Here is an 18359-nt window from a genome sequence, read left to right as displayed (position 1 = left end):
CGGTTCAGGCCTCCAGCACCTTTTTGAGTCTCTCCACGGTCAGCGGATGGCGTACGCAGACGACCGAAGCCCCGGCAACAAAGGCGGAGTATGCCGTATAGAACTCCCATGCGACCGCCATAGCATCCTGCTCCTCCGGTGCGGCCTCCCGTACCTCCCGGATGGAGAGTGTGTCGGTAGGAGCGCTGATCATCGGCATCGCCAGGTCGTCATCGCCGGCGATCGCGGCAAGACGTATCCGCTCCATCACCGAGTAGGAATACTCGAACCCGTATCCAAGCGCCCCCGTGTAGGGGTCGATCACTATGCGGTCTTCCGGCACGCCCGTCTCGCGGAGGAGGATGTTTAACTGTTTGGCCAGGTTGACATCGATGGGCGACTGTGCGATCACCAGATGCCCGTATGCCAGCGCCGCAGCGGCGACGCTCCGGTATCTGTCGGCCTCTGCCGTCCCGAGGAGGAGACGCTCCCCCTCACCCGCTTCACCGCACCGTCGGAAGACCTCGCTGTCAACCTGGGGGTCGTTACTCCCCTCGATTATCAGGGGACGGGTCGTTGCCTCAAGCACGCGCTCTGTTGTCGAGGCGATATCTGCGAACGCATTAAACCCTCGTTTTTTGGTGCTGGTAAAGTTCAACCGCACAAGGTCTGCACCGTATCTGCGCTCCGCTGCCTGTGCCCAATCCTCGGGGTTGTTTACAAGGTCGCCCACGTAGTTGCGAACGACCGGCGGCCAGATCGCCGGGTCGTCGCAGATCTCAAGTGCCACAAGGCGTCGGCCGGCATCGTTGCCGCAAAAAGGCAGACCCCGGTCTCCACCTATAACGTAGGAGACTTCCCTTGTTCCCCCCTCAGCGCGTGTTGCGCCGAGACGCACCTCCCGGATGGCTAACTTATCAGGACTGTTTTCACTCACAGATAACTCCTCCTCAGATCAGCGGTTTCATAGCGAGCGCCGGATGCTCGACCCGTTCGAGGAACGCGATCAGGTCCTCGATCGTCGGTGCCGTGACCTCGTCCGCGATCTTCTCATACATCTCAGGGATCCCCGCCGCTGCAAGCCTCTCCCGCAACCGGTCGCCGAGTTCCTCCCTTAAGGAGGTCGGCATCCAGACCACCCGGGCAATACCGCCCTCGGCCTGCAGGAACCTCTCGCTCAGGATGTAACTCTTCGCTATCCCGAGGAACCCGGGGGTCTGCGCACCGCCCCCGATCGTCCCGGCAAGCGTCGAGAAGGTCATACCGAGCGGCGTCTCCCCCCGGTAGTCACGGTTCACGATCAGGACACCGTTCACCTCCGGGACTATAGCCGCGATACACTCAAAACACCCACAGGCGGTCATCGGATAGTCTATTATGCTGTAGAGTGAGACCCGTTCGGTCTCGCCGTGAGAGGTCTTCTTCACAAACCGGTTCACACCTGCAAACTCACCGCGGAGGGCTTCGATCACCTCCCCCTTCTCAACCGGCTGGTTTGCCCCGGAGGGCGTGATCTCGTGAGCAATCCTGGCATCGAGCCATGTGATCGCGCCGCAGAGCGCCGGGCGTTCGGGGGTTATGATGCAGACGTGGTTTGGGGCAAACGTCTGGCAGAGGGTGCAGGAGTAGAAGACCTCCACATCGTCATCCTTCATCCCGGCAATCCGTTCGTCCCGCCTCTTATAGATCTCACGCGCCTGCGGGAGCAGTTCCTCGACCTTTGCTCTGTCGGTCACAAGTGTCACCTGGATCGCCTCGATGTGATCCGGAAACTCCATCTTGAGTTTGTGGGCAAGCAGTGTCCCGATATCACGGATCCTGACACCTTTTGCCACCGCATCCTTCGATAGCCTGACCCAGATCAGGTCGCGCTGGGCGACGTGCCAGGACCCCTCACCGTAGTTGATGAAGGTGTGGATCCGCCTCTCAAGCACAGGTTCGTAGTCTGGCTTCATCCTTTCGCCGGCAACGTCCACCAGGATCGCAAGCGGGAGGGCGGAACCTGCCGGGACGTCATCGACCTCAGGACCGATGACGGTGACCTTGCCGTCCTCGACCTCCTCCCGCGGTCGCGTCCGGAGGAGTTCGAAGGCCGGTGTCCGACCGCCGCCAAACTCAACATACATCTCCTCTTTGCGGATGCTTTTTCCCTCAAAAGCAGGGGAACAGGCCATCGGGATCGGGATCGCCGTAATTGTGACCCGTATTCCGCGCAAATCCATACCCTTCTGCACGGCCTCGCCAGAGGCGACCGGGATCCACTCCCCGCCCCGGTAACCCCCGTCGACGGTCAGGATAGGCATCCCGAGAGCCCGGAGTGAGTCGACAAACGCTATCTCCTCATCGGTAAGGCCGGGGAAGACGATAACAAACGCCTTTGCCCTCTCAGCGGCGTAGACGAGAAGGGCAGAGGCGTCCCCGGGTTTCACCCCACCAAACATCATAGCAATCCTGGCAAGGATGTCAGCGAAATGGATCCCGCGGGCGCTCTCTGGACCGAGCGGCACCAACCGATACTCAAGTCCCAGCCGGACACCGGCACCGGAGAGCGCCTCCACCACGCCGCCGGCGAGGAAGGTAAGGAGGTACTTCTCCTGCATCTCCCGGCAGATGGCGGCGGCCGCATCTGGGCTCTCCGGCCTCCCTACGATGAGGCCAAGACCTATGACGCTACCGTCGACCAGGGTGTAGCCGAGCTGCCGGAGAACGGTGTCCGGGATGAAACCAGTGTATGGCGGTTCAACCGCTCCTTCAGCAGCCATCAGGCATTCGCAGGCGACAAGAAGGTTGTTGCCGGACTGCCGGTATGCTTCACGCGCTCCTTCGGCGTCACGAACGGCAATCCCGGTGAGGGCATAGGTCACCGGGAGGGCGTATGCGGTATCGGGATATTCTGGTTTGCCGGAGAGGGTTTGCAGCCGTGCATCGAGTCTGATGCGGCCGCGTTCTATAGCCGCATCAAGCAAGTCCGTCTCTATCTCGTTCATGGTGCCATCAGGAGGAGTTACTCCTTACGCGCCCATAAAAGGTTGTTTTGCGTGCACGACAACGGGGCGACCCGTCATACATCAGGATTCTGACTCAGATCCATCCCTTCCTCCTGAAATAGATGAGCATGGTGGCTGCAACGACCATCATCGAGATGAGGGATGCCTGGTATCCAAGCGGGTGGGAAAGTTCGGGCATGTACTCAAAGTTCATGCCATAGATCCCGGCGATGAACGTAAGCGGAATGAAGATCGTGGCGATGATGGTCAGGACCTTCATTATCTCGTTCATACGGCTGCTCTGGCTTGAGAGGTAGATATCCAGGATCCCTGACATCATATCCCGATACGTCTCCACGGTCTCGGCAACTCCTACGGCGTGGTCGTAGATATCGCGGAAGTAGATGTGGAGGGCGTCACTGATCAGGGGCGACTCTCCTCGTTCGAGCTGTGCAACAATGTCACGGAGCGGCCAGGCAGAGCGCCGGAGCGCGATCAGTGAACGTTTCAATGAGTATATCTTCTGGAGCGTCTCCCGGTCGGGTTCCGCCATCACCTCCTCTTCGATAACCTCTATTCGCTCTCCAAAAACCTCGATCACGCCGAAGTAGCCATCGACGATTGCGTCCAGCAGGGCGTAAAAGAGGTAATCCGGACCCACGCTCCTGACCCGGCCTCCGCCTGCACGTAACCGCCCGAGAATTCGATCGAATGTCCCGTCGGGCTGCTCCTGGAAGGATACGATGTAGCCATTCCCGAGCAGAAGGCTGACCTGCCTGCTCTGAAACCCCTCGTCACCATCGACGGCGACCGCACGAACAGCGACATAGAGGTAATCCTCGTACTCCTCGATCTTCGGTCGCTGGCGGGTGTTCATGATGTCTTCCCGGGTCAGGGGGTGTATGCCGAGAGCGGTCCCGATAGCCTCGACAATTTCGGGGTCGTGGACACCGTCGACGATGATCCAGGTGACCGTCCGCCGGGAAGAGGGGAGCCGGATCTCCTCCGGGCGACTGCACTTCCACTCGGAGAAGTGTGTTGCATCGTAGTCGATGACGGTGACCGTTACAGGGCGTGCATTGGACTCGTCCAACCCGGGGTTCGAATCCTCTGGCTGGCTCATTGGAGGTAAGATGGATCCCGGCTATGATGAACCTATCGAAAGGTAAAAACGGGTGCTGCAGGGTGCGATCTTACCGGCATCCTCAGGATCTATGGGGAGTGGCCGATTCCACGCACCGGAACAGATAGTCGTTCACTTTAACACCGGAGACCCAAACTAAATTCATACAGACGACAAACCTAATGTAATGGACGCTCTCGACGACTGGTTCCCGTACCGCGAATACCGCCCCCACCAGCGGGAGATGCTTGAGGTGGCCGCATCCACCGCACGTAATGGCGGCATCGCCATGATCGATGCGCCGACCGGGAGCGGCAAATCGAGCGTTGTCGCCGCGCTCCTCTCCGAGAGTCGAGGGCGTAAAGTGCTCGTCGCTGTCAGGACGATCAGTCAGCTTACAACATTCATGCGCGAACTCCAGTTCATCCGGCAGAAACGCGGCAGGCTGAAGTTTGCCTACCTGATAGGTAAGTCCAGCATGTGCCCTCTCGGCGGCGAAGGGGACGTCTACCGTCGTTGTGAGGGGGTAAAAGCGTTCTCGACAGCACTGATGAGGGAACGGGCGCAGAAAGGCTCCCTTGTCCCGGCAAACGATCGCCAGATCCGGCAACAGATCCGTAAGATTGACCCGGAACACCCCCTGATCTGCCCCTACTTCATCCAGGGTAAATCGTTCATAGAACCCGAGGACGGCGGACTCAAGATGGTCGCCTCCACGGCGCTCCGCGTCCGGGCCGAACGTGTGAGCACCGAGTTGATCCTCCCCGAGCACCTTATCCGTTTCTGTGGTGATGTCTGCCCCTACGACACCATGATGCATGCCGCCCGCGATGCCGACGTGGTGCTTCTGAACTTCTATCACCTCTTCGACGATACCATCCGGGAACAGATCTACATGTCGCTCGGAATCGAAGCGAAGGACGTGCTTCTCCTCATCGACGAGGCGCACAACTGTGGTGACGTCGTCCAGAGCATCGAGAGCGTGACGATCGAGGAGCGTGACATACTGCAGGCCGGCCACGAACTCTCCGGCCGGGGACAGTCAAAACAGGCGGAGGCCGTCTCCAGGATCCTGCCCCAGATCACCCGGTTCATGGAGGCGCTCAAAGACTCACACGAGGTAGAGGACTGGTTTGACCCCGGTATCTTCCAGCGGATGACCCTCTCCGGCACGCTCTATCGGAGCATTGATGAGGTTGTGGACGACCTCCTCAAGATCAGTGAGGGGATCCGCGAGAAGAACATGCAGGTAGGGGAGTTCCGGGAGAGCGCGATCGAGCGGTTGACCGGTTTCTTCTACCGGATCCTTCGTTCCGCATCCGACCCGGCCTACATAACCGTCTACAGGAAGGGAGAGGACGGGAGCGTGACGCTTGAGGTCCGAAACATCGACCCCGGCACAAAACTCCAGGAGATCGCCGGGGCGCACGCCTGCTGTGTGCTCATCTCCGGCACGCTCGCTCCGATCGAGAGCTACCGTCGCTACTACTTCGGCGATCTCCCCGTCACCACGATATCCATCCCGAACGCCTTCCCCCCGGAGAACCGCCGTATCCTCTGCGCAGAGGACATAACCACCGCCTACTCCATGCGCCGCAACGCCCAGAACCTGGCGCGGACAGAAGACTACATAACCGCGTTTGCCTGCCTGCCGGGGAACCTGGCGATCTACTTTCCATCCTACGACCTCCTCAACAACTTTGCCGAACGCTGTTCAAAGCGGATCCGTAACAAGCGGATCTACATCGAGTCCCGGAACAGCCAGGAGTCAGCCGCAATGCTGCGGGAGTTCATGAACCTCCCAGGAACCGGTACCTCCGGTATCATATTTGCCGTCTGTGGCGGAAAGTGGAGCGAGGGTCTCGACTACCGCGGCGAGATGCTCTCGGGCGCGCTCGTCATCGGTCTCCCGCTCGCGCCGTTCAACCGCGTCCGCAGGATGGTGATCGACTACTTCAGGATGAAGTTCGGCGAGGAGGGCGAGTTTATCAGTTACACCCTCCCCGCGATCAACCGCGCCCTTCAGGCGCTCGGCCGTGTGCTCCGGACACCGGAAGACCGGGGGATGCTGGTACTCGGAGAGAGACGGTTCCTTGAACCGGGGGTTCATGCCGCCCTGCCGCCCTGGATGCAGGAGGAGATGATCCCCTGCACCATCGACCTATTCCGGGAGGAGGTGGAGAGATGGCGATCCTGACCGGATCCTGCCGGTTCGGGCTCTGGCACGTCCACGTCTCCTGGGAGGGTAATCTGGTCTACAGGGTGCGGTTTGCGCGCCAGGGGATCGAGGGGCCCGTCCCCGAAGAGATCCGGCGCTACTGTGCCGGCCGGCCGGCAAGACTCGCCGACCTCCAGAGCATCGCAACCGCTGGTGGGGGGGTGTACCCCCGGATATACCGTGCCGTCCGTGAGATACCCTGCGGCGAGACCACCACCTACGGTGAGGTCGCCCGGACGGTCGGCACCGCGCCACGTCTGGTAGGCCTGGCGATGTCCCGGAACCCAACGCCCATCGTTGTCCCCTGCCACCGCGTCGTTGCAAAGACCGGTATCGGCGGTTTTTCGCCCGATCCAGCGATCAAGGAGGAGTTGCTTACCATGGAGAGACGGGGAACTGTCTGCAGGTCAGAAATGAGAGAAGTTAACAGGTAACGCTGTCCATAATATAGTTGTTAAGATGAAGGTCGTGTTAATGGGCGCCGGGGCTGTAGGCCTGACCATTGCCGCAAAGTTGTCCCGCGTCGCTGATGTTCATGCTGTCGCCCGCAAAAGACATGCGGATGCGGTCAAGCAGCAGGGTTTCCGGATGACCGGTATATGGGGCGAGGGGACCTATCGGTTCAGCTGTTCCGAGGAGATCCCGGCCGCCTGGCAGGATGCCGATTACTACATCATCACCGCGAAGTCCACCGAGACGGAGGCGATATGCCGCCAGTTCGCCGAGACCATCAGGGGGCGGGAGGTGGTGAGCCTCCAGAACGGTATCGGAAACGAGGAGATAATCGCCCGGTTCACCGATCGCGTCATCGGTGCGATGATCATCACCGGGTTTGAGTGGCAGGGCGATGCTGCCGTCCACGTATCCGTCGAGGCTGCGCCCATGAAACTCGGGCGATTCCCCTCCGGCACCGACGAGGCGGTGGAACGGCTTGCCGCCCTTATGCGGGATGCCGGTATCCGGGCAGAGACTACCCCAAACATAAAGACCGATATATGGTCAAAGACCCTCTACAACTGCGCGCTCAACCCGCTGGGCGCGCTCATGAGCGTCCCCTACGGAGCGCTCACCGACCCCCACGCCTGGACGGTTGTCACCGCGATCGTGAGGGAGGCCTACATCGTCTCGGAGGCCGAGGGTATCCCCCTCCCCTGGAAGACGGCAGACGCCTACCTTGACTACCTCAGGGAGGATCAGTTGCCCGCAACGGCCGCCCACCACTCATCGATGCTCCAGGACATCAACCGCAAAAGAAAGACCGAGATAGACTTCATGAACGGCGCTGTGGCAACGCTCGCCGAGAAACACGGGATCGCCGCGCCCTACAACACCTGTATCACCGAACTGATCCGGTTCAGGGAGCGACTATAAGGAAGGGTGATGAGCACATGCGGTCTGCGATCGTCCTTGTAGGCGGGGCGGCAAGGCGTGCCGGAGGGAGGGAGAAGTACTTCTTCACGTTCCAGGGCAGGACGTTCATCGAACGCCTAATAGAGAGACTGCAGGGGGTGGCAGACGAGATCGTGGTGGTTGCACGTGACCCCGAGCAGTGCGAACGGTTCTCTCACCTCGACGGCATCAGGTGTATACCGGATCTCCGGCAGGGGCTTGGTCCCATCGGCGGACTGCATGCGGGGGCGCTCGCCGTTAACGGCGAATACGTCTTTGTCGCCGCCTGCGACATGCCCTGCATCCATCCGGGTGTGGTGAACCTTCTCTTTGATGCCGCCGTAGGGTATGATGCCGCCATACCCTGCTGGAACGCCGACATGCTCGAACCGCTCCATGCGGTCTACCGGACGAAGGCGCTGCGCGACTACCTTGGCGAACACGACTCGCTCTCGCTCCGGCCGATGATCTGGAGCATGAATACATGTTACGTCCCCGTGGAGAAGATCCGCGAGATCGATCCCGACCTCATGACGTTTACAAACATCAATAACATGGAAGACCTGGAGTCGATCGACCCCTCATCCGAGCGCGAGTCCTGTTAGGCAGGGGTTTTTACACCCTCTGCCTTCTTCCGCTTGCATCACGCGCGTAGCGCCCGAACTCGCTATCCCGCAGGACCGTGCCTGGAAAGACCGGGCCGTCCCTGCAGACCCGGAGACCATGGGGGTCGATACAGCACGACCCGCAGAGGCCGACCCCGCACTTCATGTAGCGCTGGAGAGAGAACTCACCCCGCCCGGCATACCCTTCCCGCTCGAGTATCCGGAGGACGGCCGCCATCATGACCTCGGGGCCGCAGACACAGATCCGGTCGAACCCTCCCAGGTCGACCCTCGAGATCAGTTCGGTAACAAACCCATGATGCCCGGCGGTGCCGTCATCGGTTGCAACCATCAGCGTCGCCGCGCTGCTTATCCGGTCGGTAAAGAGGAGCTCGGATGCCGTCCGTGCGCCGAGGAGGAAGACCTCAACCTGGCCGGCCGCGACGAGTGGGAGCAGCGGCGTGGCGCCGACGCCACCGGCGATGGCAAGCGCCCGGTGCCCGGATACGGAGAAACCGTTCCCGTAAGGCCCCCTGATACCCATAACGTCGCCTTCCTGCATCGCGAAGAGCGCGGCAGTCGCGTCCCCGACCTTCTGGACGGTGATCGAGGTGGGGGAGGAGAGAGCCATCGGGATCTCATCCACGCCCGGTACCCAGACCATCACAAACTGTCCTGGCCGGGCGGAGATCTCGTGGTCAAAGTGAAACGTCCTGATCGAGGGCGTCTCCTCCACGATCCTGGTTATCTTCACCCCGATTGGCATCCCCTCATGCATGAGCACACCCCACGATCTCTCGCGCGTCCAGACCGTCGCTGCCGTAGAGGTCGTCAGCGATCGAGGCGAAGATACGGGTATCCTGGACGACCGCGCTCCCGATCTCGACCGCACATGCCCCGGCCATCATCATCTCGATGACGTTATCAGCGGTTGAGACCCCACCACAACCTATGATCGGTATAGAGCACGCCTCGTAGAGATCGTAGACGCACCGGACGGCAACCGGGAATATGGCTCTCCCCGAAAGTCCGCCAAACCGGTTCCCGAGCACCGGTCGCCGGAGAGATGTGGAGATCCGCATCGCCTTCACCGTGTTGATGGCAACCAGCGCGTCAGCCCCGCCCCGCTCCGCGGCAAGCCCGATCTCGGTGATATCGGTGACATTAGGTGTGAGTTTCACCCATGTCGGAACCCCGAGCGACGCCACCGCCCGGGTGCATTCCTCCACAACGTCAGGGTTGCTCCCGATCGCAGCCCCGTAACCCTCGGCGTGGGGGCAGGAGAGGTTCAACTCGAACCCGGATACCCTGGCGGCGAACCACCCGGCAACCGTCCGGAACTCTTCCGGGGTCCCGCCGAAGATGCTCGCGATCACCGGTTCGCCCTGAAGAACGCCCAGTTCCTCCGTAAACGCGGCCGAGGGGTTGGGCAGGCCCATGGCGTTGACGATACCATCTTCGAGGACTACCAGGCAGGGGCCGGGGTGCCCCTCCATCGGCGCAGGACCGATGGATTTGGTGACCACGCCGCCTGCACCGCACCTGAGGATACGGGCAAGCGATGCCCCCGTGCTACCGAGGATCCCGGCTGCCAGAATGAGATGGTTCTTCAGTCTTATACCGCCGACCTCGACCGGGCCAGGATTAAGCACAACCATTGAAAAAAGGTAGGAGCAGGGTATTATTATACTCTCGCGCCAAGTATACTGAGAGAGAACTGGCCGTTTTCGTGCGGAGAAATGACCCATTCTCGTGCACGAGTTCTCAACCAGAATCCAGATCGATAACCATGACCTCGCTTGCAATCCTTGGCGCAGGAAAAGTTGGGGGCGAGACCGCGTACCTCTCCGCTGTGCTCGGTCTTGTGGACGAGATCGTCCTATACGATGTATACGAACCCCTCCTCCGGGCGCAGGTGTTTGACCTGCAGCATACCGGTCTTGATCTCACGATATCCACCGATAAGAGGGCGATGCGGGATGCCGACATCTTTGTCTTTGCAGCAGGGACTCCGCGAACGCCGGAGATCAGGACACGGGCCGATCTCCTGGAAGCAAATATCCCGGTGGTGAAGAGTTGCAGCGACCTTCTGCAGGGCTTTACCGGGGTTGTCATCACCATTACAAACCCCATGGACGCAAACAACTACGGGTTATGGAGGATGGCGGGGATCGACCGGGAGCTGTGCATCGGGTTTGGCGGGCAGCTCGACAGCGCCAGGTTAAACGGGTTTCTAAGTGAGGCCGGGATCCCGGGGCAGGGCATGGTGCTCGGGGAGCACGGGGAGCACCAGGTGCCGGTCTTCTCGAAGACGGGTTTTGAGGTCCCCATAACAGAGCGGGAGGCGATCCTTGAGAAGATGCGGGGGGCGAGCATGGAGGTGATCCGCGGTAAGGGCGGCACCGTCTTTGGACCTGCCTACCACATCGTTATGCTGGTCGACGCGGTCCTGCGTGATCGGCGCCAGGTGCTCCCCTGCTCGTGCGTGCTTGACGGTGAATACGGTCTATCCGGCTGTTCCCTCGGTGTTCCGGCCAGGATCGGTCGCGAGGGGATACTTGGGATCGAGGAATGGAGGCTTGACCCCTGGGAGTCCTCAAAGATGGCAGAGGCGGGGTCGTTTGTGCAGCAACTCTGTAGGAGATTCGATGGCAAACCAGGTTCATGAATCGGTTATGACTGTTCCGACAACGCTGGAAGACTTCGGGCGGATCCGGATCGGTATCCACCAGGTGGAGTACAGCACAGGGGCAGGGTTTGAGATCCCGGTTATCCATATATTCGGGAGGGACGCCTCCGGAAAGGCTGTCAGGGTTGATGTCACCGGGTTCAGGCCATACTTTTATGCGCCGGTCGATCAGGTCGATGGCAAACCCCTCCCGCAGGAGGTTGAGGTAGAGCCCGGGACAACCTATCGCTCCATACGGGGAGACCTCCTCCGACGCCTCCACACCAGACGCCCTTCTGACGTCCGTAACGTCCGCGATAAGTTTGCGCCTCACTTTGAGGCCGATATACCGTTCACAACACGGTTCATGATCGACTGCGGTCTCACCGCGGGTGTTGAAATTACCGAAAATGCCGCTCGATCGCCGGATGGCGCCTATGTGGTGGCGTATCAGGACCTGAAACCGGCAGATATCAAGGCCCCTGCCCGGGTCTGTATAATGGATATAGAGTGCGTCGATGAACACGGTTTTCCGGAACCAGAGCGCGACCCGGTTATCGCTGTAACCTGCTGGGACTCGTTTGAGGACGACTACACTACCCTGCTATGGCAGCCGGGCGTTGAGCCCGGCGACGCCTCCGAACTCCGGGTCGATGAGCGGCACAGGGTCGTCCGCTATCCGGATGAGGTCTCGATCTTCCGGGGGCTTGCGGACTACATCAGGGAACGTGACCCGGATATCCTTTCAGGCTGGAACTTCGTTGATTTCGATATTAACTACATTATAAAGCGGATGGCGGCACTCGACCTGAGGGCGGAGGATCTGGCACGTCTCCCGGGGCGGACGGAACGCGAAGCCATACGGGGGAGGGCGGTCTTCGATCTCCTGGCCGCTTACCGTAAGATGCACCAGGCCCAGAAGGAGTCCTACAGGCTCGATGCGATCGCGGAGGAGGAACTTGATGTGAAAAAAGTCCGCTACAGCGGAACGATCACCGACCTCTGGCGTTCCGACCCGGCGCACCTTGTGGAGTATAACTACCGTGACGTCGAACTCTGTGTCGGGATCGATAGAAAAAACAGTCTCATCGAGTTCTACCGGGAGATTGCCCGCTATGTCGGATGTCCGCTCGAGAATACGCTGAACTCATCAAACGTAATCGATATCTACGTTCTGCGGAAGGCGTCAGGCAGGTTTGTCCTCCCCTCAAAGGGGCATGCTGCCGGGGACGAGTTTGAGGGCGCGCTGGTCTTTGAGCCAATCATCGGTCTGCGGGAGAACGTGGTGGTCCTTGATTTGAAGTCGCTCTACCCGATGGCGATGATGACGATCAACGCTTCGCCCGAGACGAAGAACCCGAACGGTGAACTGCGCGCTCCGAACGGCGTCCGGTTCTCCCGTGAACCGGACGGGCTGACAAGGAAGATCCTTGCCGAACTCTTAAAGGAGCGGGACGAGCGAAAACGTCTCCGCGACCGATATCCCTTCGGATCGCCGGAATACGTTCTCTACGACCTCCAGCAGAACGTCCTGAAGGTTCTTATGAACTCCTACTACGGGGTATCGGGCTACCCGAGGTTCAGGTTGTACGACCGCGAGATCGGGTCTGCCGTCACCTCGGTCGGCCGGGCGATCATCCGGCATACGAGGGATCTCATCAGCAGACTGGGTTACACCGTCCTCTACGGCGACACCGACTCCTGCATGGTGGAGATCCCGTCGGGCAACCTCCAGGAGACCATTGCCCGTGCAAAAGAGATCGAGGCGCAGGTGAACGCGAGTTACGATGAGTTCGCAAAGACCGAACTGAACGCCGATAAGCATTACTTCTCGATAAAGTTCGAGAAGGTTTATCGCCGCTTCTTCCAGGCCGGGAGGAAGAAACGGTATGCCGGGCACCTGGTCTGGAAGGAGGGGAAAGAGGTCGATGAGATCGATGTTGTCGGGTTTGAGATCCGGCGTAGCGACTCGCCCCAGATCACACGAGAGGTGCAAAGCACGGTACTTGAGATGATCCTTCGCGGGGATAGTTTTGAGGAGGTGCGGGAGTACCTCCGCGATGTCATAAGGAGGTATCGTCGCGGTGAGTATTCCCTGGACGAGGCCGGTATTCCCGGCGGGATAGGGAAGAACCTGGACGGTTACGAGAACGATGATGCCCACATCCGGGGGGCGAAATACTCAAACGAGTATCTCGGGACCGACTTCAAGCGCGGTAGTAAGCCGAAACGGGTCTACATCAAGGCGGTGACGGGGAAGTACCCGCGGACGGACGTGATCTGTTTTGAGTACGCCGATCAGGTGCCGCCGGAGTTTGTAGTGGACTGGGAGACGATGCTTGAGAAGACGCTGAAAGGCCCAATATCGAGGATCATCGAGCCGCTCGGTTGGAAGTGGGCAGACATCGACCCGTCGCGGACGACGCTCTTTGATTTCGGGATGTGAGAAAAGGGTTTGAAGGGCTGACCTTACGCGAGGCCCCTCTTTGCGAGTTGTTCCTGGAGGACGGCGTTACGTTTGAGGTTCTTTGACCAGATGATACGGCCGCTGACGATCCGCCAGGCGTCCATCTCCAGAACTTCGATCCACGCGGGAACGTCGTGAACGTCAGCTCCGGCAGGCACCACCAGGACCGCCCTGTCGACGTTGATATTGTTTGCGGCAAGTTCGCGGCAGATCTTCTGGAGTTCGTTGACGGCGTTCGGGGAGACCTTTGAGGTCATCTTAAAGTTTACAACCACCCGCTCCGTCCTGCCGGCAACCCGGCGGGATAGCAGGTAGTCGGGCTGCACATTGCCGTAGACCGGTTTTTGCTCGTAGCGCCAGCCATCCTGCGGAGAGAATCGCCTGGAGAGTGCCTTCTCGACATCAAGATACGTTGAGTTCTTTATGCCACCCATATCAATATCCTCAGGCTTAGTGTATGGTCATGGTCGGTTATAAGTGTTGTAGTATTCTGTTCGACGGTTTCACGCCGGGTTGAAACTGTTCGCGGGGGTGATCTGAGGGGATGTTGCATGCAGATGAAGACGTGAGATGGGGGCAACCCCCTGTCCCGACATGTCGCCGGGTGAGTATCTTAACCTCTGGAAACCCCCCAACCTCCCGGCCTCCTCCCGCCCCCTCAAGGGGGCGGGCAGTGAGGGGTGATTGGCCCGGTGGCGGTGCACGGGGCAGAAGCAGGAACGCCAGGATGACTCCACAGTAACGCGGGAAAGACACCCAGGCGACCCTACCGGTGGTCAATCCCCCCGCGGGTGGGGCTGACGTGGAGGGGACGGAACGCTCCCCCGCCCCCGTCTCACCGTGTCACCCTGGCACTCTCTTTCCTGAGAGGAGTGCACCCCCCCGTCCTGGCATGCCAGCCAAGATGTCTCCCGTAATGGCCCGGCCAAACTCTCAGACCCCAGACCCCGGAAGGACCAGATCGCTATGTTCAATGCCGAGGATTCAGGTACACTTGAGTAGAACAATGACAATACAATACCTGCTAGGAAACGAGGCCATTGCTCACGCATGCCTGGAGGCAAAGATCGATTTTGCCAGCGGTTATCCGGGGACACCGTCCTCCGAAGTGATAGACACCCTCCGGATGCAGGATGAACGTTCCCTCGCACTGGAATGGTCAACAAACGAGAAGGTCGCCCTCGAGAACGCGCTCGCTGCCGCATGGTGCGGTCTGCGCGCCATCTGCACGATGAAACACGTCGGTTTGAACGTGGCGGCCGACCCCCTGATGACAAGCGCATACACCGGCGTCACCGGGGGACTCGTCATCCTCTCGGCGGACGACCCCTTCGCACACAGCTCCCAGAACGAACAGGATACCCGGCGGTATGCCCATTTTGCCCGGCTCCCCTGCCTGGACCCCTCGTCCATCCAGGAGGCGCACGACATGGCCCGGGACGCCTTCACCCTCTCCGAGGAGGTAGGGCTGCCGGTCATCCTCAGATCCACAACCCGCATCTGCCACTCAAAGGGTGATGTGAACCTCGGCGAGATCGGTACGGAGCACCGGACTGCCACGTTCCAGCGCAACCCCAAACAGTACGTCGTCATCCCGGCTCACACCCGGCCGCTGCATAAGGCCCTGAACGCAAAACAACCGGCGATCAGAAAGCGACTCTCAGAACTCGGCTACAACCGCTACACCGTCCGCGGCAGGACCGGCGTCATCACAGGCGGCGTCTCGGCCGCCTACGTCCAGGAGGTGCTCGGCGACGACGTCTCGCTTGCTATCATCGGAGCCTACCCCATCGACGAAGACTGGCTCCGGGAGTTTGTCGACCAGCACAGCAAGGTCCTTGTCGTCGAGGAACTCGACCCCGTCATAGAGGAGGTCGTCCGGCGGGTGGCGACGAAGACAGAGGTCTACGGCAAGATGAACGGTACTGTCCCCTACGAGGGAGAGTTCACCCCGGCAACGGTCGCAAACGCCCTTACTGCGGCCGGTATGACCGCGGCGACGACCTTCCCGACCGTAAACCCCGTTCCGGGAGTCCCGCCCAGGCCGCCGATCCTCTGTGCCGGGTGCATGCACCGCTCTACGTTTTATGCGATGCGCCGGGTATTTCGCGACGCCATCTTCCCGAGCGACATCGGGTGTTACACCCTCGGGCTCCAGCTTGGCGCCGTGGACACAACCATATGTATGGGAGCCTCGATCACCATCGGGAGCGGGATCGCCCGCTCCGGGGAGAAGCACCCGGTCGTCTGCACAATAGGCGACTCGACCTTCCTCCACACCGGGATCCAGGGGCTCCTGAACGCCGTCTACAACGGCGCCGATATGGTCGTTGTCATCCTGGACAACCGGACCACCGCCATGACCGGTCACCAGCCAAACCCCAACACGGGGGTCAGGGCCACCGGTGAGGAGAGCACCCCGATCTCGCTTGACGCGATCTGTCGCGCATGCGGCGTCTCCTGGGTCGAGACGGTCGACCCCTACGACCTCCCGCTGCTGCTTGAGACCTTCCGCCGGGCAAAGGAGCGGGACGGCGTCAGGGTGATCATCGCAAAACAGCCCTGTGTCATGATCGCACGCAGATACGGCATCCGTCGCAAACCCTATACGGTCGACCCCGGGCGGTGCACCGGTTGCGGCACATGCCGGGCGTTCGGCTGCCCCGCGATCGCGTTTACCGGGGAGACAGCAACGATCACCGACCTCTGCGCCGGTTGCGGCGTCTGTGCAGATATCTGTCCGTCGGGCGCGATCATACTGGAGGGACGGAGATGAAACCATCGTTTGATATCCTGATCGTCGGGATCGGCGGCCAGGGAACGGTTCTCGCCTCAAACGTCATCGGTGAGGCGTGCATAATCGAGAACCGGAGCGTGCGCAGCGCCGAGACACACGGTATGGCGCAGCGCGGAGGGTCGGTGGAGAGCCATGTCCGCATCGACGGCAAACACGGTTCTCTGATAGTGCCCGGGACGGCCGACCTCCTTATAGCATTCGACCTGCTTGAGGCACTCCGCTACCGCCACTACCTCTCCCCCGGCGGGAGGCTTATCGTGAACCGGCACCTTGTCGTCCCGACGCCGGTCTACCAGCAGGGGATGGAGGCGCCGGGCGAGGAGGATATACTTGCAGCCCTCTCTGACCTCGATCTCACCTGCATCGATGCAGCAGCAATCGCAGAGGAGGCGGGAAACATCCTCTCGCAGAACATTGTTATGCTAGGGGCGGCGTCGGCGGATATCCCGCTTCGGCCGGAGAGTCTGGAAGAGGCGGTGCGACGCTGTGTGCCGCCAAAGACGGTAGATGTAAACACAACCGCCTTCCGACTGGGGCGGGAGAGGGGTGCAGGGTCGTCGTGAGTGAGCTGGATACCGTCGGGGCGATCAGGGTCGATGAAGCCGGGCGAAAACGGCAGATCGAGTTCTTTGAGGATCCCCGCCTCCCCGGCTACATGGAGCGGTTGATCGAGTCATACATCGAGAAGAAGACCGGGAAGCCCCCGGACGACCAGGTGGTGCTCGATCGGATAGCAAATGCCATCCTTGCCCAGAAGAGCAGGTACTGGAAGGAGCGGCAGGTGAGTTATCGGAAGGCCTACCACGTCCTTGGCTACCTGGTCTACCATGCTCCGGTCTACGTGGTGCAGTTTGAGCATATCCTATGGCAGATCATCGAGCAGGGGCTTTCAAAACAGCATATGCGTATCCTCGACCTCGGCACCGGGCCCGGGGTGGTGCCGCTCGCAGTCATCGACCTTCTCAACCGGATCGGGAGCGGGACGGCGGAGGTCCATGCCGTCGAGCGCTCTGAGGAAAACCTGGAGGCTTACAACGCCATCGTCCCGGCCGCTGCTGCAGCGGCGGGGGAGAGGGTGCGGGTGGAAAGACCTATCCGCGCCGATATCGAGAGGCTTGACCCCGCCGACCTCCCCTGCGGGATAGACCTCATGGTCTTCTCAAACGTCCTGAACGAGGTTCGTAACCTGGAGATCGAGCAGCGCGCCGAGATCGTCGTCGCTCTTGCAGATCGGCTCTCGTCCGACGGGACGATCGTCGTTGTGGAACCCGCTGACCTTGCCAACTCGACCACGATGCGCCGGACGGTTCGGGCGATCGCAGACCGGGGGCTTACCATATACGCCCCCTGCTCGTTCATCCAGGGAACCGCCTGCAACCCGGTGCGGTGCTGGACGTTTGAGCAGAAGGGCGAGATCCGGCCGACACGGTTGATGGAGCGTCTCGCGGCGCGGAAAGACGGTTACAGGTTCGTCAATCTCGATCTCAAGTACTCGTCGGCGCTCCTTCGAAAGGACGGAAAGACGCAGCACACATACCGCGTTCCGCCGGGGGCGAAGTTCGCACGGCTCTCTCACCTCCGGCAGCACCGCGACAGGAAGATAAACGTTGTCGGGTCGCTAATATCAGGGAACCTGGGCGATGCCAGGACGAAGGTCTACAGGGTCTGTGACGGGACACCCGCAGACCCGGTCTATGCTGTCATCCCCGCGAGCCTCCGCGGCACAAACCGTGAGGTGCTTGATGCGGTTGCCTATGGTGATATCGTCCGGTTCTACGGTGTTCTTGTCCGGTTCAACCGGGATCACGACGCCTATAACCTTGTGATCCTGCCCACGACCAGGATCGAACCTGTCAGGGAAGTGCAGCCAGCGGGTGCTACATGAGGGACGCTCTGCGGGGAGATACCGGCGGAGAGGGAGACCCCCGGGAGACGTCGGTCGTCGCAACAGTCTCCGATTCTGCGAAATGTTTAATAGCAAATCGCTCTAACAATGTTAGAGCAGGGACCCGCCTTAACTCAGACTGGTAGAGTGCGCGGCTGTAGTATGGTCATCGCTTTCGGGCGAACTGCGCGGCTACCGCGATGTCCCCGGTTCGAATCCGGGAGGCGGGATCTCCTTCACG

15 protein-coding genes and 1 tRNA gene are annotated in these 18359 nt (G+C 60.6%); 10 read left to right on the top strand and 6 right to left on the bottom strand.

Going from position 1 to position 18359, the window contains the following annotated elements:
- Nucleotides 1-4: 4 nt before the first annotated feature.
- The 3 genes from QMC91_RS03575 to corA all read right to left on the bottom strand — a co-directional run bounded on the left by QMC91_RS03575 (nucleotide 5) and on the right by corA (nucleotide 4089).
- A complete protein-coding gene (locus QMC91_RS03575; RefSeq protein ID WP_300235444.1) occupies nucleotides 5-916 on the bottom strand; it encodes an acetyl-CoA decarbonylase/synthase complex subunit delta in 912 nt (303 codons plus the stop codon).
- 13 nt (nucleotides 917-929) lie between these two features.
- On the bottom strand, nucleotides 930-2966 hold the full coding sequence (gene acsB / locus QMC91_RS03570; protein WP_300235441.1) for an acetyl-CoA decarbonylase/synthase complex subunit alpha/beta: 2037 nt from the start codon (nucleotides 2964-2966) through the stop codon (nucleotides 930-932).
- A gap of 94 nt (nucleotides 2967-3060) precedes the next feature.
- Nucleotides 3061-4089, bottom strand: a complete 1029-nt coding sequence (corA, locus tag QMC91_RS03565; protein ID WP_300235438.1) for a magnesium/cobalt transporter CorA — start codon at nucleotides 4087-4089, stop codon at nucleotides 3061-3063.
- Between the two features lie 187 nt (nucleotides 4090-4276).
- Here corA and QMC91_RS03560 point away from each other — a divergent pair, with 187 nt between their 5' ends.
- Genes QMC91_RS03560 through QMC91_RS03545 form a run of 4 tightly spaced genes read left to right on the top strand, consistent with a single transcriptional unit; the run spans nucleotide 4277 to nucleotide 8301 of the window.
- A complete protein-coding gene (locus QMC91_RS03560) occupies nucleotides 4277-6286 on the top strand; it encodes an ATP-dependent DNA helicase (RefSeq protein ID WP_300235435.1) in 2010 nt (669 codons plus the stop codon).
- Nucleotides 6274-6741, top strand: a complete 468-nt coding sequence (locus QMC91_RS03555; protein WP_300235433.1) for a methylated-DNA--[protein]-cysteine S-methyltransferase — start codon at nucleotides 6274-6276, stop codon at nucleotides 6739-6741. The genes QMC91_RS03560 and QMC91_RS03555 overlap by 13 nt, the downstream gene beginning before the upstream one ends.
- A 25-nt stretch (nucleotides 6742-6766) precedes the next feature.
- Nucleotides 6767-7678 (top strand): 2-dehydropantoate 2-reductase, encoded by a 912-nt coding sequence (locus QMC91_RS03550; protein WP_300235430.1) that lies wholly within the window; start codon nucleotides 6767-6769, stop codon nucleotides 7676-7678.
- A 17-nt stretch (nucleotides 7679-7695) separates the two neighbouring features.
- Nucleotides 7696-8301, top strand: a complete 606-nt coding sequence (locus QMC91_RS03545; protein ID WP_300235428.1) for a molybdenum cofactor guanylyltransferase — start codon at nucleotides 7696-7698, stop codon at nucleotides 8299-8301.
- A 10-nt stretch (nucleotides 8302-8311) separates the two neighbouring features.
- Here the strand turns inward: QMC91_RS03545 and QMC91_RS03540 are convergent, their stop codons facing one another.
- Together QMC91_RS03540 and QMC91_RS03535 are read right to left on the bottom strand one after the other, a co-directional pair.
- On the bottom strand, nucleotides 8312-9079 hold the full coding sequence (locus QMC91_RS03540; protein WP_300235525.1) for a dihydroorotate dehydrogenase electron transfer subunit: 768 nt from the start codon (nucleotides 9077-9079) through the stop codon (nucleotides 8312-8314).
- Nucleotides 9072-9959, bottom strand: a complete 888-nt coding sequence (locus QMC91_RS03535; RefSeq protein WP_300235425.1) for a dihydroorotate dehydrogenase — start codon at nucleotides 9957-9959, stop codon at nucleotides 9072-9074. The genes QMC91_RS03540 and QMC91_RS03535 overlap by 8 nt, the downstream gene beginning before the upstream one ends.
- A gap of 131 nt (nucleotides 9960-10090) precedes the next feature.
- On the opposite strand from QMC91_RS03535, the gene QMC91_RS03530 reads away from it, so the two are divergent.
- Nucleotides 10091-10969, top strand: a complete 879-nt coding sequence (locus QMC91_RS03530) for a lactate dehydrogenase (protein WP_300235422.1) — start codon at nucleotides 10091-10093, stop codon at nucleotides 10967-10969.
- 7 nt (nucleotides 10970-10976) lie between these two features.
- Nucleotides 10977-13415, top strand: a complete 2439-nt coding sequence (locus QMC91_RS03525) for a DNA-directed DNA polymerase (RefSeq protein ID WP_300235523.1) — start codon at nucleotides 10977-10979, stop codon at nucleotides 13413-13415.
- Nucleotides 13416-13438: 23 nt separating this feature from the next.
- Here the strand turns inward: QMC91_RS03525 and QMC91_RS03520 are convergent, their stop codons facing one another.
- The gene (locus QMC91_RS03520) at nucleotides 13439-13870 is read right to left on the bottom strand and encodes a hypothetical protein (protein ID WP_300235419.1); all 432 of its coding nucleotides are present in this window, start codon (nucleotides 13868-13870) and stop codon (nucleotides 13439-13441) included.
- A 572-nt stretch (nucleotides 13871-14442) separates the two neighbouring features.
- On the opposite strand from QMC91_RS03520, the gene iorA reads away from it, so the two are divergent.
- The 4 genes from iorA (at nucleotide 14443) to QMC91_RS03500 (ending at nucleotide 18348) form a co-directional block, all read left to right on the top strand.
- The gene (gene iorA / locus QMC91_RS03515) at nucleotides 14443-16212 is read left to right on the top strand and encodes an indolepyruvate ferredoxin oxidoreductase subunit alpha (RefSeq protein ID WP_300235416.1); all 1770 of its coding nucleotides are present in this window, start codon (nucleotides 14443-14445) and stop codon (nucleotides 16210-16212) included.
- Nucleotides 16209-16796, top strand: coding sequence for an indolepyruvate oxidoreductase subunit beta (locus QMC91_RS03510; RefSeq protein ID WP_300235411.1), 588 nt, complete (start codon nucleotides 16209-16211; stop codon nucleotides 16794-16796). Before iorA ends, QMC91_RS03510 begins: the two co-directional genes overlap by 4 nt.
- A complete protein-coding gene (locus QMC91_RS03505; protein ID WP_300235408.1) occupies nucleotides 16793-18118 on the top strand; it encodes a class I SAM-dependent methyltransferase in 1326 nt (441 codons plus the stop codon). Before QMC91_RS03510 ends, QMC91_RS03505 begins: the two co-directional genes overlap by 4 nt.
- A gap of 123 nt (nucleotides 18119-18241) precedes the next feature.
- Nucleotides 18242-18348: transfer RNA gene (locus QMC91_RS03500), tRNA-Tyr, on the top strand.
- Nucleotides 18349-18359: the final 11 nt, after the last annotated feature.

The organism is Methanoculleus sp. (assembly GCF_030019085.1).
Lineage (GTDB): Archaea > Halobacteriota > Methanomicrobia > Methanomicrobiales > Methanoculleaceae > Methanoculleus.
Note: the sequence above shows the minus strand (reverse complement) of the source record. Positions and strands in the feature narration are given on the sequence as shown.